Annotated in this window: 8 protein-coding genes, 2 tRNA genes and 2 rRNA genes; 10 read left to right on the plus strand and 2 right to left on the minus strand. The window is 43.1% G+C overall.

Translation table 11 applies throughout. From position 1 onward, the window contains the following. Positions 1-346 precede the first annotated feature (346 nt). Positions 347-2,281, minus strand: coding sequence for an ATP-binding cassette domain-containing protein (locus tag EGS47_RS07110; protein WP_125269873.1), 1,935 nt, complete (start codon positions 2,279-2,281; stop codon positions 347-349). 263 nt (positions 2,282-2,544) lie between these two features. Here EGS47_RS07110 and EGS47_RS07115 point away from each other — a divergent pair, with 263 nt between their 5' ends. The 4 genes from EGS47_RS07115 (at position 2,545) to erpA (ending at position 6,575) form a co-directional block, all read left to right on the plus strand. Then, entirely contained in the window at positions 2,545-3,552 is a 1,008-nt protein-coding gene (locus tag EGS47_RS07115) for a putative solute-binding protein (RefSeq protein ID WP_171455437.1), read from the plus strand. A gap of 266 nt (positions 3,553-3,818) precedes the next feature. Beyond that, a complete protein-coding gene (locus EGS47_RS07120) occupies positions 3,819-4,823 on the plus strand; it encodes a putative solute-binding protein (protein ID WP_004986192.1) in 1,005 nt (334 codons plus the stop codon). A gap of 291 nt (positions 4,824-5,114) precedes the next feature. Further along, positions 5,115-6,119: a putative solute-binding protein gene (locus tag EGS47_RS07125; RefSeq protein ID WP_004986189.1), complete on the plus strand. Its 1,005-nt coding sequence runs from the start codon at positions 5,115-5,117 to the stop codon at positions 6,117-6,119. A gap of 120 nt (positions 6,120-6,239) precedes the next feature. After that, entirely contained in the window at positions 6,240-6,575 is a 336-nt protein-coding gene (gene erpA, locus EGS47_RS07130; protein ID WP_004986186.1) for an iron-sulfur cluster insertion protein ErpA, read from the plus strand. A gap of 70 nt (positions 6,576-6,645) precedes the next feature. Here erpA and EGS47_RS07135 read toward each other — a convergent pair whose 3' ends face one another. Continuing rightward, entirely contained in the window at positions 6,646-7,776 is a 1,131-nt protein-coding gene (locus EGS47_RS07135; RefSeq protein WP_004986183.1) for an anhydro-N-acetylmuramic acid kinase, read from the minus strand. 61 nt (positions 7,777-7,837) lie between these two features. On the opposite strand from EGS47_RS07135, the gene tyrS reads away from it, so the two are divergent. From tyrS to EGS47_RS07165, 6 genes are all read left to right on the plus strand, one after another. Next, positions 7,838-9,070, plus strand: coding sequence for a tyrosine--tRNA ligase (tyrS, locus tag EGS47_RS07140; protein ID WP_171248863.1), 1,233 nt, complete (start codon positions 7,838-7,840; stop codon positions 9,068-9,070). A gap of 386 nt (positions 9,071-9,456) precedes the next feature. Beyond that, complete coding sequence (locus tag EGS47_RS07145; protein ID WP_004994615.1) at positions 9,457-9,720, plus strand: hypothetical protein; 264 nt, start codon at positions 9,457-9,459, stop codon at positions 9,718-9,720. A 457-nt stretch (positions 9,721-10,177) separates the two neighbouring features. Further along, positions 10,178-11,716: ribosomal RNA gene (locus EGS47_RS07150) — 16S ribosomal RNA — on the plus strand. A 168-nt stretch (positions 11,717-11,884) separates the two neighbouring features. Beyond that, a tRNA-Ile gene (locus EGS47_RS07155) sits at positions 11,885-11,961 on the plus strand. Between the two features lie 54 nt (positions 11,962-12,015). Next, positions 12,016-12,091, plus strand: a tRNA-Ala gene (locus tag EGS47_RS07160). A 338-nt stretch (positions 12,092-12,429) separates the two neighbouring features. Continuing rightward, positions 12,430-15,322, plus strand: a 23S ribosomal RNA gene (locus EGS47_RS07165). Together the 16S and 23S rRNA genes with 2 tRNA genes alongside form the textbook arrangement of a ribosomal RNA operon. Positions 15,323-15,348 lie beyond the last annotated feature (26 nt).

The raw sequence follows: 15,348 nt of genomic DNA on the forward strand, positions 1-15,348 counted from the left end.
TGACTTGATCTTTGTATCAAGCAGGCAAGTCATTAAATCAAACTTAAAACAGCATTAGTGCTGTGCCTTAACATTCAGCCTAAGGGTTTTTTTAAACAGGTGTGCAGTGCTTATGTAAGCCTTTATAGCGATTTCATCAAAAGATCAAGCTTTGCTGGTGAGGTCTGTTAATTTATATTTTTATTTAAAATCAATGTCTTAAGTTTTATATAAAGTAAAAATTTAATAAAAAGAGAGCGCTATATTTTTTAAAAGATTGAAAAAAATAATCGACTTGTAAGATTAGGCAAATGAATGTGTCGGGCTGTAAAGCTACAGCCCAATATTTAAATGCTCAGGGCATATTTTAATCAAAAGAACTTTCCAGTTCTTCCAATTGCATCATGAGTTCCAAAAGTTGCTCTTCCGCTTGTTCTAGTTTTTGTTTCAGATCAGTTTGTTCATTCATGAGTTTAAGCAGATCATCCTTACAATTAGCCTCATAGAGTGAACTATCTGCAAGCAATGTTTCAATGGCAACTAAACGTGATTGAAATTTTTCGATCTGAGTTTCGCATTTTTCAATATTTTTACGAATCGGTCGCGTTTGTTCACGGCGCTGAGCAGCTTCTTTACGTAAGGCTTCTTTATCCAGTTTCGAAGTTGCAGGTGGAGCAGTCACTTCTGAAATCACCGGGGCAGCAGGTTGCTGGCCTTTTTTGATCATGTCGTTACGTGCTTGACGTAGCCAGTTGGCATAATCATTGAGGTCACCATCAAAACTTTGACTATGACCATTGTGAACTAGAATCAACTCATCACAGACGCTGGCAATTAACTGACGTTCATGTGAAACCAGCACCACCGCGCCTTCAAAATCTTGCAAGGCCATGGTTAAGGCATGGCGCATATCTAGATCTAAATGGTTGGTCGGTTCATCCAAAATCAGCACATTCGGACGCTGCCAGACAATCAGTGCTAATGCCAAACGCGCCCGTTCGCCACCCGAAAAGCTTTCGCTCGGTGTGTCCATGCGTTCGCCACTGAAGCCAAAGCTGCCTAAAAAGGCACGTAAAGTCGCATCACTGATTTTTTTATCGGCAATGCGTGATAGTTGCAACATCGGACTGGCATTGCCATCTAGGGCATCCATCTGATGTTGGGCAAAGTAACCAATATTGAGTAATTCTGAGGCGTAGCGTTGCCCCTGAATCAATGGAAGATCCCCCACTAAAGATTTAATTAAGGTGGATTTTCCTGCACCATTCATTCCCAATAAACCGATTCGACTGGTCGGGGTGATTTGTAAATTAACATTGGTCACAATCAGTTTGCTTGCATAGCCAATATCAGCGTGTTCTAAAGCCAAAAGTGGTGAACTCATTTTACTTGGTTCACGAAAACTAAAGGTAAACGGCGTATCCACATGCGCAGGCGCTAGCTCCTGCATTCTTTCCAGTTGCTTGATTCGACTTTGCGCCTGACGTGCTTTGGTGGCTTGTGCTTTGAATCGATCAATATATTTTTGCAAATGTGCGCGAGTTTCTTGCTGTTTTTCAAACGCTTGTTGTTGTTGCGCTAAACGTTCGGCACGGGTGGTTTCAAAGGTCGAATAATTGCCTGTATAAAGCGTTAGTTCCTGATTTTCAATATGTAAAATATGATCGGTAATTGCATCTAAAAAATCACGATCATGCGAAATCAGAACCAAAGTACCTTCATAGCTATTAAGCCAGTCTTCCAGCCATAAAATCGCATCTAAATCCAAATGGTTAGTCGGTTCATCCAACAACAGTAAATCTGAACGACTCATCAAGGTTCGGGCCAGATTCAGGCGCATCCGCCAACCCCCTGAGAAACTGGATACGTCCAGTTGAGATTGGTGTTCAAAAAAACCCAGACCTGCCATTAATTGTGAAGCTTTGGCTGAGGCAGAATAGCCATTAATTTCATCAAATCGGCTATACAGATGCGCCAATTCATCATTGCTGAGTTGTTCTGGATGTTCAAGCTGATGCTGAATTGTCCAGTACTCTTCATCTCCTGATAACACAAAATCAATCGCCTTCATGTCTAAGGCTTTAATTTCTTGTGCCATATGAGCCACAGTCCATACATTTGGACGGCTTAAGCTGCCACTATCTGCTTCCATTCCCCCTAATAATGCAGAAAATAAAGTAGATTTGCCTGCACCATTGACGCCAGTCAAACCAATTTTCCAGCCTGGATGCAGTTGCATCGATGCTTTTTGAAATAAAACACGTCCGCCGCGGCGAATTGAAAACTGGTCAAGCTGAATCATGGAAATGAACACGCTACATCATAAAGAAAGGCGACCATTTTAAAGGGATATGCAAAATAAGACAAAGTTTTAGTCAGTGTTATCTATTTTATAGAAACTTGAATTGTGTCGAAAAAATGATGCATTTCGTCAGAAAACTGGCAGGATTTACGCTTTTTTAGAGCTAAAGCTCTATTTTTGATTGAGTCAGGCTTAAGATAATGAGTATAGTAATCAATAGAGAACAAAAACTAAGCAAAAAAAGTCGGATAAGGAATGCGATGATGAATAAAGGACTTTCGATACTGGGGGCGACCGTGTTGTCTGGATGGATGACAACCGCTCATGCTCAAATTAATGTCTGTGCTTTTGATTTGTTGGGAAAAGCAGGTGACTCGTACAAAATGTTAGAAGAATGGGCGCTGGCGGCCAAAGCATGGAATGCAGATATTAATCTCATACCGCGTCAGGATGAAGCCCAAGCAGAAAAAGATTTTCGCGAAGGCAAGTGCGATGCTGTTTATATAACTTCCATGCGTGCACGTCCTTACAATAAATTTGCAGGCTCAGTTGATGCATTAGGCGCAGTTCCAAATAACTCAATCGCACAAAAAGCCATTAGCTTCGTCTTGGACAAACGCAATAATCATCGTTTAACCACTACGATTGATGGAGATAAATATGAGGTAGCGGGAATTGTTCAGATTGGTCAGGCGTATTTATTTGTACGTGATCGCAATATTAATAATCTTGAACGTGTCAAAGGCAAAAAAATTGCAATCTTGCATTATGATGAAGCCCAAAAAATTATGAGTCAGCGTGTGGGCGCTGTTCCTGTCGCTTCAGATATTTCCAATTTTGTTGCGCGATTTAACAGCGGACAAGTTGATATTGTCCCCGCACCTGCCTATGCCTATAAACCTCTCGAAATTCAAAAAGGCTTAGGCAATAATGGGGCGATGATTAACTTTCCTGTCGCAAATATTACGGCCGATCTGATTATTCGACAAAATAAATTTCCGACTAATTTTGGTCAACAATCACGCCATTGGTTTCTAAATCAATTACCGAAAAATTTTGCGATGGTACGCCGTTTAGAGGCAGGTATCCCAGAGAAATACAAAATTAATTTAAGTAATGAGGAAAAAGTCAAATATCAGAAACTATTGCGAGATGGGCGTATCGATTTGGCAAAACAGGGAATTTATGATCCCAATATGATGACAGTATTAAAGCGGGCGCGCTGTACAGTAGAGCGTACCAATTTTGAATGTTCATTAGGCGGAGAATAAACAAAAAATCTTAAAATGACCTAAAGAGTTTTCTTTTTCGATTAAAAAAATAAATTTTAAGAAAACTCTTTATCTTTTAATATTTTATTTATATATCTTTAATTGAATTTTACTAAAAATAAGAAATCATTCACGATTTTGTACAATAAATATTCATTTTTCCACAAAAAATGGAGTAAATACTCTATTTTTTTTTAAATAACCCGATTAATATTTGCCGTGTAAGGATACTCCTAACTGGAAATTATGTACAAAGGAACAACAATATGAAAAAAATTGCATTCGCTCTGGCCGCTACCACTTTAGCTGGTGTTTCGGTAACAGCTCAAGCTGCAACAGTATGTGTATTCGATTTGCTAGGGAAATCAGGCGAGTCGTATAAAATGATGGAAGAATGGGCATTGGCAGCCAAAGGCTGGGGTGCTGACATTACGTTGGTTCCGCGTCAGGACGAAGCTGTTGCAGACAATGATTTTAAAGCAGGTAAATGTGATGCAGTAACCATGACTGCAATGCGTGCTCGTCAATACAATAAATTTGCTGGTTCAATCGACTCTTTGGGTGGTGTACCTAATAACCAGATTGCGCAACGCGCGATTACTTATGTGTTAGATGCACGTAACGCTGCAAAATTAACTTCGAATCTTGGTGGTAAAAAATACGAAGTTGCAGGGATTGCACCATTAGGTTCAGCCTTTATTTTTGTACGTGACAAGAGCATTAACTCGGTAGAAAAAGCAGCGGGTAAAAAGTTTGCGGTATTGGGGTATGACGATGCGCAAAAAATCATGGTTCAACGTGTAGGTGCACAAGCTGTTTTATCTGATATTTCTAACTTTGCTGCAAAATTTAACAATGGTCAGGTTGATATGGTGGGTGCGCCAGCCTATGCCTACAAGCCACTTGAGTTAAATAAAGGTTTGGGTACCAATGGTGCAATGATGAATTTCCCAGTTTTGCACGTCACTGCTGATTTGGTAATTCGTCCAGAAAAATTCCCTGCTGATTTTGGTCAAAAATCACGTGATTGGTTTGTGAAACAATTACCAAAGAGCTTTGCAATGATCAACCGTCTTGAAGCGCAAATTCCTGCGAAATACAAGATGAACTTGACACCAGAAGACAAATTAAAATATCAAAAACTACTGCGTGATGGTCGTATCGATTTGACTAAACGTGGTGTGTACGATGCTGGTATGATGTCTGTACTGAAAAAAGCGCGTTGTTCAGTAGATAAAGCCAATTTTGAATGTTCGATGGCTGGCGAATAATATTGATTTTGCTAAAAAACTCGGAATAATTTCCGAGTTTTTTTATTTCTAAAATACTGTCAGTTCAGCCATTGATACGGTGTATAAAGTTGATAATCTAAAATTAAACAATAACTTCACATGGATCAGTGATTACGAAGACTTAAACTGAAACCTAAAGGGTTTTAGATATGTGATTTACTCGACATGTGAATTTATCGGTTGAACGGGATTGAAACATAACCAGGTGCTGGAGTGCATCTGTATGATCAGCAAACAAAAACAACAACGCTTATAATGGAAGGTAAATATATGAAATGGTCAAAAACTCTCGCAGTGACAGCTGGATTATTGGCGGCATCTATGGGGGTACAAGCAAAACAAACCATTTGTGTTTTTGACTTGGTTGGAAAAAATGGCGATGTCTATAGTGTAATGAAAGACTATCAATTGGCCGCCAAAAACTGGGGCGCGGATATCGAGCTTAAAGTCAGTCAAAATGAAAGTGTGATTGCGGATGATTTTAAAGCAGGTAAATGTGATGGCGTCAGTATCACAGGCTTACGCGGTCGACAGTTCAATGCATTTACGGGTTCTTTAGACGCCATTGGTGCCATTCCTGATTTAAAACTTGCAGTGAAGATCATGCAAGGTCTTTCAAGTCCTACATTTGCCAAATATATGACTCAAGGTCAATATGAAGTGGTGGGTGTCATTCCAATTGGTGATGCGTATTTGCTGGTCAATGACCGCAATATCAATACGGTTGCCAAAGCCGCAGGTAAAAAAATTGCCGTTTTAGATTACGATGAAGCACAAAAAATTATGGTTCAACAAATTGGTGCGCAAGCGGTGAGTGCGGATGTCACTAATTTTGGTGCAAAATTTAATAACCATCAGGTCGATATCATTGGTGCACCTGCCGCCGCCTTTAAAGCACTTGAGCTACATAAAGGTTTAGGTACAAAGGGTGCAATTGTGAATTATCCTATTTTACAGGTCACAGGTAACCTGATTATTCGTCCTGATAAATTCCCTGCGGGATTTGGTCAAAAATCACGTGATTGGGTTAAAACCCAGTTGCCGCGTTCTTTTACTATTTTAGGTAAAATGAAGGCGGATATTCCTCAAAAGTACTGGATGGATGTTCCTGAGGCAGACAAACCTGGCTATCAAAAGTTGATGCGTGAATCGCGTATAAACCTGACCAAAAAAGGTATTTACGATAAACGCATGATGAAACTATTGTGGCAATTCCGTTGTAAGGAAAATCCGAAAAACTTTGAATGCGCATTACAGGATGAAAATTATAAATAATCCTGATACAAATAGTCTGAATAAAGTTTAAACTTCCAGAACTGACCATATATTGTGTATGTTATACTGTATATGGTCTTGTTCTTTATAAGACATCAGATTTAGGTTGAGGACCCCATCATGAATGCCCAAGCTCTTGTTATCTCAGATAATGCTGCCAAAAAAGTGCGCCAACTCCGTGACAGCGAAGGGAATCAGGATTTAATGTTACGTGTTTACGTGACGGGTGGTGGTTGTTCTGGTTTTTCTTACGGTTTTAATTTTGCTGAAAGTGCCAATGAAGATGATGCCAAGTTTGAAAATGGTGATGTCACCATGTTGGTCGATTCTTTAAGCTATCAATATCTGGTTGGTTCAGTAGTAGACTATCTTGAAGGTTTGGAAGGTTCACGTTTTGTGGTGCAAAATCCAAATGCAACTACGACTTGTGGTTGTGGTTCTTCATTTTCGATCTAAAATTTGATGCATAAAAAAATCCCCAATAGGGGATTTTTTAGTTAGAAAGGGCTCAAAGGATCATGCCTTTCTAAACACAGGTCATGGTTCCTAATACCCGAAATCCTTCTGCACCAGTGACTGATGGCAAGTTACCGCTTTGCTGCGTCATAAAACGCATGGCCAGCCATGCAAACGCCGTAGCTTCAACCCATGTTGGCGATAATCCAAGTACACTGGTACTTTGCACCGACCAATTATGTTTGCGCAAACGCCAGCGTAGTTGTTCTAATAAATGTGAATTATAAGCACCGCCACCGCAAACATAGACTTCACCTGTATCTAAATCAGAGCGATAAATAGCTTTTTTAATCGCGCGCGTGGTGAGTTTAAGCAAGGTTGCCTGTACATTTTCAGGAGTATCTTCTAACTCGTCATATTCCAGTTCATCATTACGCCAGTCAGCAAGTTGATCATCCAGCCAGTCGATATTAAAGTCTTCACGGCCCGTACTTTTTGGCGGTTCTTTGGAAAAAAATTCATGCGCTTGCAAGCGTTCTAATAACCCTCGAATGGGATGGCCATAGGCTGCCCAATTGCCATTTTCGTCATAAGGATGACCTGTATAACGTTCGCACCACGCATCCATTAAAATATTGGCAGGTCCTGTATCAAAACCATAAACATCCTCTGGACGACCTGCGGGAAGCAGACTGACATTGGCAATGCCGCCTAAGTTTAAAATCACCCGATGAATACTGGAATGTTGAAAAATAGCCTGATGAAATGCGGGAACCAAGGGCGCACCTTGCCCGCCAGCGGCCATATCACGACGTCTGAAATCTGAAATTACAGGAATTTTTGTAATTTCTGTAATGATATTCGGATCACCAATTTGCAAGGTAAAGCCATGTTCAGGGCGATGGCGAATGGTTTGGCCATGTGAACCGATAGCTTTGATTTGACTGCGATCTAAATGGTTTTTTTCAATCAGCTCATTAATCCCATGACCAATCAACTTCGCTAGTGTGACATCAGCTTTACCCATGCGATCAATTTCATTATCGTCCGGCAAGGTCAGCGCCATCAGCTCATCACGCAACTCAGGTTCAAAGGGAATGGTTAAAGTGGCATGAAGATGTAAAGGATCAAATGAAGCAGCAACCAAATCGACCCCATCCATGCTGGTACCGGTCATTACCCCAATATAGATCGATGTCATGATTAACTTCGCCTGCAATCTGCTGAAAAAGTGTTAGTATATCGCACAAATTGAATAACTGATGTGTTTAGGTTTTGTGATGTCAAATTTCTTGCCTGCTGAAGAACAGCTTGCCCTCATTCAACGAGGCACTCATGAAATTATCTCTGTAGAGGATCTGCTGAAGAAACTCAAGGAAAATCGTCCTTTAAAAATTAAGGCAGGTTTTGATCCAACTGCGCCAGATTTACATTTTGGTCATACTGTTTTGATCAATAAGCTTAAAACCTTTCAGGATCTTGGGCATGAAGTGACGTTCTTGATTGGTGACTATACCGCCATGATTGGCGATCCAACGGGTAAAAGTGCGACACGTCCGCCGTTAACCCGTGAACAGGTCGAAGCCAATGCCAAGACCTATCAGGAACAGGTTTTTAAAATTCTTGATCCCAATAAAACCAAAGTGCGTTTTAACTCCGAATGGTTTAATCAAAGATCTGCGGCAGATTTGATTCAATTGGCCAGTCAGCAAACGGTTTCACGGATGTTGGAACGTGATGATTTCACCAAGCGCTATAACAGCCATCAGCCGATTGCGATTCACGAATTTTTATATCCACTGGTTCAAGGCTACGATTCAATTGCACTTGAAGCAGATGTGGAGCTTGGCGGAACAGACCAAACCTTCAACTTGCTGATGGGTCGTACCTTACAAAGCCGTTACGGACAAGAATCACAAGTGTGTATTACGGTACCAATTCTTGAAGGTTTGGATGGCGTCAATAAAATGTCTAAATCATTAGGCAATTATATTGGCGTATTTGATGCACCCGGTGCGATGTATCAAAAAGTCCTATCGATGCCTGACACCCTGATTGAGCGATATTTCGAATTACTCAGCTTTAAATCCATGGATGAGGTTCAAGCTCTGCTCAAAGAAATGGCTGACGGTCGTAATCCGCAAGAGCTGAAAAAGATTCTGGCGATTGAGTTGGTGGAGCGTTTTCATGGCGCGGAAGCCGCCGCCAATGCGCATAAAGGTGCGGGTAATATCATTACTGAAGGTGAAATTCCAGAAGATACGCCAGAAGTGACGATATCTCGTGGAGAATTTGGAGGAGAAATTTTTATTGCCTCTATTCTTCGCTTGGCAGGACTCACCAAAAATGCAGCTCAAGCCAAAGATGCGGTTGCTCGTGGCGCCGTGAAAGTAGACTGGAACGTGGTCGATGCCAATTTCTCTGTCAAAGAGAACCAGACCTACATTATACAAGCAGGCAAAAAAGCCATTGCTCGAGTCACTTTCATTGACTAATACATACAAAATTTTGTGATATTTCTAAAGCAGACCTCGTGTCTGCTTTTTCTTTATATTCCAATTCATGCTTTGTTAAATTATGAATATGAGCTGTACAACTATGGTGAGTATCACTTTGTTTATCCGCATAAATACATAAAAATAAGTCAAACAAACAGTAAAATGATCACAATCGCATTCTTTTGGGAAAAGGCAAATAAATCCTGTACAACAGAAAAAACTACGGTATAAATAGATTAAACAAAAAATTCATGACATGTTGAAGTTTAAGGAGAGCATCCTCGCGAACCATTATAGATAAACCTGCATTCATCAGTAAAAATGATATTTACCTAATAGAAACTACATCTTAGTAGATAAAAACAACGAGAGGAGAGCTATCCATGGGATTTGATCAACAACACCTCAACTGGCTTATCACTTTTTTATTTGACACAGATCCTAGTGCTATTGAAGAAGAACAGTATTTATTAGCGCATTATTATCTAGATAAATTAGATGTTGTTGAAAATTACCAATTATCAAGCATGGTCATGTCCAGATTACCTTATCGAGCAAAACTATTTTTCTTTGGGGAAAGTTATATGGGAAGACAGCAAATGATTCGAGAAGTGATTGATGTACGCGGTAATTATCATATTCACTGAAGTCGTCTAAGATTCCATTTATGCTAAAAGTACATGCTTGCATGTACTTTTTTTAATGCCAAGTTTGAAGAATAATCAATTTATGTTTATTTGTTGAACGCTCAAGGCTAAATTGCTGAAAAAAAGTGCATCTATTGAAAATAAATGCTTTCAGGGCTTGCGTTGCTTTAAAAACTGTATAGAATACGCAGCATCCCGACGCGATACACGATGAAGATCTTGGCTTTTAGGGTTAAGGTTGAAGGATTTGTATTGAGTTGAATTTCTTACTGACGAGGTAAGGAATAGATCATTAAGAGAATAGAAGAACAACTTGTGTGGATTTTTACTAATTAATTGATCGAAATATTATCATTGATTAATTGGTTTAAATTACTCGAAGTTTATTTGAGAGAATTTGTCAGTAATTGATGAGCCAGAATTGGCGTCTTGTCTTAACTAAGACGCGAAATGATTTTAACTGAAGAGTTTGATCATGGCTCAGATTGAACGCTGGCGGCAGGCTTAACACATGCAAGTCGAGCGGAGATGAGGTGCTTGCACCTTATCTTAGCGGCGGACGGGTGAGTAATACTTAGGAATCTGGCTATTAGTGGGGGACAACATTTCGAAAGGGATGCTAATACCGCATACGTCCTACGGGAGAAAGCAGGGGATCAATAATGACCTTGCGCTAATAGATGAGCCTAAGTCGGATTAGCTAGTTGGTGGGGTAAAGGCCTACCAAGGCGACGATCTGTAGCGGGTCTGAGAGGATGATCCGCCACACTGGGACTGAGACACGGCCCAGACTCCTACGGGAGGCAGCAGTGGGGAATATTGGACAATGGGGGGAACCCTGATCCAGCCATGCCGCGTGTGTGAAGAAGGCCTTATGGTTGTAAAGCACTTTAAGCGAGGAGGAGGGTACTGGTATTAATACTACCAGCTACTGGACGTTACTCGCAGAATAAGCACCGGCTAACTCTGTGCCAGCAGCCGCGGTAATACAGAGGGTGCGAGCGTTAATCGGATTTACTGGGCGTAAAGCGTGCGTAGGCGGCTAATTGAGTCGGATGTGAAATCCCCGAGCTTAACTTGGGAATTGCATTCGATACTGGTTAGCTAGAGTGTGGGAGAGGATGGTAGAATTCCAGGTGTAGCGGTGAAATGCGTAGAGATCTGGAGGAATACCGATGGCGAAGGCAGCCATCTGGCCTAACACTGACGCTGAGGTACGAAAGCATGGGGAGCAAACAGGATTAGATACCCTGGTAGTCCATGCCGTAAACGATGTCTACTAGCCGTTGGTCTCTTTGAGGGATTAGTGGCGCAGCTAACGCGATAAGTAGACCGCCTGGGGAGTACGGTCGCAAGACTAAAACTCAAATGAATTGACGGGGGCCCGCACAAGCGGTGGAGCATGTGGTTTAATTCGATGCAACGCGAAGAACCTTACCTGGTCTTGACATAGTAAGAACTTTCCAGAGATGGATTGGTGCCTTCGGGAACTTACATACAGGTGCTGCATGGCTGTCGTCAGCTCGTGTCGTGAGATGTTGGGTTAAGTCCCGCAACGAGCGCAACCCTTTTCCTTATTTGCCAGCACTTTGGGTGGGAACTTTAAGGATACTGCCAGTGACAAACTGGAGGAAGGCGGGGACGACGTCAAGTCATCATGGCCCTTACGACCAGGGCTACACACGTGCTACAATGGTCGGTACAAAGGGTTGCTACCTAGCGATAGGATGCTAATCTCAAAAAGCCGATCGTAGTCCGGATTGGAGTCTGCAACTCGACTCCATGAAGTCGGAATCGCTAGTAATCGCGGATCAGAATGCCGCGGTGAATACGTTCCCGGGCCTTGTACACACCGCCCGTCACACCATGGGAGTTTGTTGCACCAGAAGTGGATAGTCTAACTGCAAAGAGGACGTTCACCACGGTGTGGCCGATGACTGGGGTGAAGTCGTAACAAGGTAGCCGTAGGGGAACCTGCGGCTGGATCACCTCCTTAACGAAAAGATTGGTTGATTGGTAAGAATTCACAACAAGTTGTTCTTCTGGTATCTGAATGAAAGATATAAAAGAAGCATTTTCTCTTTTTATGAAGTGAGACAAGAGCGTCTATCGCTACGCTGTCTTGCGAAATAAAAAAGAGATGAAATCTCTTTTATATTTCTCAGGGTCTGTAGCTCAGTTGGTTAGAGCACACGCTTGATAAGCGTGGGGTCACAAGTTCAAGTCTTGTCAGACCCACCATTCTGACGAATAGATTAATGAGTACAGAGTTAAAGATACGTAATGATATAAGCTGGGGACTTAGCTTAGTTGGTAGAGCGCCTGCTTTGCACGCAGGAGGTCAGGAGTTCGACTCTCCTAGTCTCCACCACGTACTTAAAAGAGTACGGGCTAGATTAAATTATAGAGCTTAGTAAATATAATGATTTATTAAGCTCTGTGATTAATCACAGTTTAATGTAGCTGACGAGGTTACATTAATTCATTAACAGATTGAGAATTGAGTCTGAAATAAATTGTTCACTCAATAACAAAGAGAGAAGAAGTAATTCTGATCTCAGAGTTAATTGAGAACTAGCAAATTAACTGAATCAAGCGTTTTGGTATATGAATTTAGATTGAAGCTGTACAGTGCTTAAGTGCACAGTACTTCAAACTGTAATGTTGGTAATACTACTTGTAGGTATTAACGACTGTTTGGGGTTGTATAGTCAAGTAATTAAGTGCATGTGGTGGATGCCTTGGCAGTCAGAGGCGAAGAAAGACGTGATAGCCTGCGAAAAGCTCCGGGGAGGCGGCAAATATCCATTGATCCGGAGATATCTGAATGGGGGAACCCACCTACTATAAGGTAGGTATCAATAGCTGAATACATAGGTTATTGAAGCGAACGAGGGGAAGTGAAACATCTCAGTACCCTTAGGAAAAGAAATCAATTGAGATTCCCTTAGTAGCGGCGAGCGAACGGGGATCAGCCCATTAAGTGATGTGTGTTTTAGCGGAACGCTCTGGGAAGTGCGACCGTAGAGGGTGATAGTCCCGTACACGAAAGGGCACACATCATGATGACGAGTAGGGCGAGGCACGTGAAACCTTGTCTGAATATGGGGGGACCATCCTCCAAGGCTAAATACTCCTGACTGACCGATAGTGAACCAGTACCGTGAGGGAAAGGCGAAAAGAACCCCTGTGAGGGGAGTGAAATAGATCCTGAAACCGCATGCATACAAGCAGTGGGAGCCGACTTGTTCGGTGACTGCGTACCTTTTGTATAATGGGTCAGCGACTTACATTCAGTAGCAAGGTTAACCGCATAGGGGAGCCGTAGAGAAATCGAGTCTTAATAGGGCGTATAGTTGCTGGGTGTAGACCCGAAACCAGGCGATCTATCCATGAGCAGGTTGAAGGTTGGGTAACACTAACTGGAGGACCGAACCCACTGTCGTTGAAAAGCCAGGGGATGACTTGTGGATAGGGGTGAAAGGCTAATCAAGCCTGGTGATAGCTGGTTCTCCCCGAAAGCTATTTAGGTAGCGCCTCGGACGAATACCATAGGGGGTAGAGCACTGTTTCGGCTAGGGGGTCATCCCGACTTACCAAACCGATGCAAACTCCGAATACCTATGAGTACTATCCGGGAGACAGACTGCGGGTGCTAACGTCCGTAGTCAAGAGGAAAACAATCCAGACCGCCAGCTAAGGCCCCAAAATCATAGTTAAGTGGGAAACGATGTGGGAAGGCATAGACAGCTAGGAGGTTGGCTTAGAAGCAGCCACCCTTTAAAGAAAGCGTAATAGCTCACTAGTCGAGTCGGCCTGCGCGGAAGATGTAACGGGGCTAAAACTATGTGCCGAAGCTGCGGATGTAACTTTAAGTTACGTGGTAGGGGAGCGTTCTGTAAGCCGATGAAGGTGTATTGAGAAGTATGCTGGAGGTATCAGAAGTGCGAATGCTGACGTGAGTAACGACAAAACGGGTGAAAAACCCGTTCGCCGAAAGACCAAGGGTTCCAGTCCAACGTTAATCGGGGCTGGGTGAGTCGACCCCTAAGGCGAGGCCGAAAGGCGTAGTCGATGGGAAATGGGTTAATATTCCCATACTTCTGTGTAATGCGATGAGAGGACGGAGAAGGTTAAGTCAGCCTGGCGTTGGTAGTCCAGGTGGAAGACAGTAGGCATGCATCTTAGGCAAATCCGGGGTGCTCTATGCTGAGAGTCGATATCAAGCTGTACTTGTACAGTGAAGTGGCTGATACCATACTTCCAAGAAAAGTCTCTAAGCTACAGTTACACAGGAATCGTACCCGAAACCGACACAGGTGGTCAGGTCGAGTAGACCAAGGCGCTTGAGAGAACTCTGCTGAAGGAACTAGGCAAAATGGTACCGTAACTTCGGGAGAAGGTACGCTGCTGAGGGTGATGGGACTTGCTCCCTGAGCGCTTGGCAGCCGCAGAAACCAGGCCGCTGCAACTGTTTATTAAAAACATAGCACTCTGCAAACACGAAAGTGGACGTATAGGGTGTGATGCCTGCCCGGTGCTGGAAGGTTAATTGATGGGGTTAGCGTAAGCGAAGCTCTTGATCGAAGCCCCAGTAAACGGCGGCCGTAACTATAACGGTCCTAAGGTAGCGAAATTCCTTGTCGGGTAAGTTCCGACCTGCACGAATGGCATAATGATGGCGGCGCTGTCTCCAGCAGAGGCTCAGTGAAATCGAAATCGCTGTGAAGATGCAGTGTACCCGCGGCTAGACGGAAAGACCCCGTGAACCTTTACTGCAGCTTGACATTGAACTTTGACCTTACTTGTGTAGGATAGGTGGGAGGCTATGAAGATGTGACGCCAGTTGCATTGGAGCCATCCTTGAAATACCACCCTGGTAATGTTGAGGTTCTAACTCTGCCCCGTAATCCGGGGCGAGGACCATGTCTGGTGGGTAGTTTGACTGGGGCGGTCTCCTCCTAAAGAGTAACGGAGGAGTACGAAGGTGCGCTCAGCGTGGTCGGAAATCACGCGTAGAGTATAAAGGCAAAAGCGCGCTTAACTGCGAGACCCACAAGTCGAGCAGGTACGAAAGTAGGTCTTAGTGATCCGGTGGTTCTGTATGGAAGGGCCATCGCTCAACGGATAAAAGGTACTCTGGGGATAACAGGCTGATACCGCCCAAGAGTTCATATCGACGGCGGTGTTTGGCACCTCGATGTCGGCTCATCTCATCCTGGGGCTGAAGCAGGTCCCAAGGGTATGGCTGTTCGCCATTTAAAGAGGTACGCGAGCTGGGTTTAGAACGTCGTGAGACAGTTCGGTCCCTATCTACCGTGGGCGCTGGAAATTTGAGAGGATCTGCTCCTAGTACGAGAGGACCAGAGTGGACGAACCTCTGGTGTACCGGTTGTGACGCCAGTCGCATCGCCGGGTAGCTATGTTCGGAAGGGATAACCGCTGAAAGCATCTAAGCGGGAAGCCTACCTCAAGATAAGATTTCCCTGTGACTATATGTCACCTAAAGAGCCGTTCAAGACTAGGACGTTGATAGGTTGGATGTGGAAGCATAGTGATATGTGAAGCTGACCAATACTAATTGCTCGTGAGGCTTGACTATACAACACCCAAACAGTTGTTGTATTC

This window comes from Acinetobacter sp. FDAARGOS_515 (assembly GCF_003938865.1).
In the GTDB taxonomy this organism is placed as follows: Bacteria; Pseudomonadota; Gammaproteobacteria; order Pseudomonadales; family Moraxellaceae; genus Acinetobacter; species Acinetobacter ursingii.